The organism is Mesorhizobium sp. PL10, from assembly GCF_053714315.1.
In genome coordinates, this window is record NZ_JBSKBR010000185.1 from 1 (window position 1) to 558 (window position 558).

Annotated in this window: 1 protein-coding gene and 1 pseudogene; one reads left to right on the forward strand and one right to left on the reverse strand. The window is 56.8% G+C overall.

Annotated elements, in window-relative coordinates; genetic code table 11:
• Nucleotides 1–98 precede the first annotated feature (98 nt).
• Nucleotides 99–347 (forward strand): tyrosine-type recombinase/integrase, encoded by a 249-nt coding sequence (locus tag ACWGTO_RS33770; RefSeq protein WP_454578993.1) that lies wholly within the window; start codon nt 99–101, stop codon nt 345–347.
• On the opposite strand, the pseudogene ACWGTO_RS33775 reads toward ACWGTO_RS33770, so the two are convergent.
• Nucleotides 335–558 (reverse strand): annotated as a pseudogene (locus ACWGTO_RS33775) (plasmid pRiA4b ORF-3 family protein); the annotation flags it as partial. The gene ACWGTO_RS33770 and the pseudogene ACWGTO_RS33775 sit on opposite strands and share 13 nt — an antisense overlap.

Here is a 558-nt window from a genome sequence, read left to right on the forward strand (position 1 = left end):
ATGGGGATCGTCAGTTAGCAATCCGAAAATCTTTGGTAGAATGACTTCGATCGGGCGAGCCACCAAAGCCATCATCCTCATCCGGGAGGGCATCGACTATCCGCCACACCATGGCGACAAAACTGTTATGGCTCGGCGTGGACATCACGGATGTGCAGCGCTTCCTCGGCCACAAGAATATCGAGATGACGCGCCATTACGCCGAAACGACCGCCGCGACCTTGCGCCGAAAATCGATCAGGTCACGAACCCGACCGTCCGCGCCTTGCTTTCAGGCATCCGGCACATTCGCGGTGATGCGATCTTCTTTCGAAAGATCGCGTCGCCGGAATCATCACATCTGCTGATGCATAAGGTTGAGATGTTCACTCTGTTGCAGGCGTTCATTCGTTTTCCGGCGTTCGAAGCGTTCTCCCAGCCAGCTTGCGCGCTCCTTCAGTCTCTCCAACGAGGCGCGCAGCTCCTCCGCGCGGTCCGGATCGTCCAGCATAGCAAGGGATTTCGTTTCGGCGACTTCCTGCAGAAACTCCGTCGTGATCTCCAGGTCGTCCATCGTCT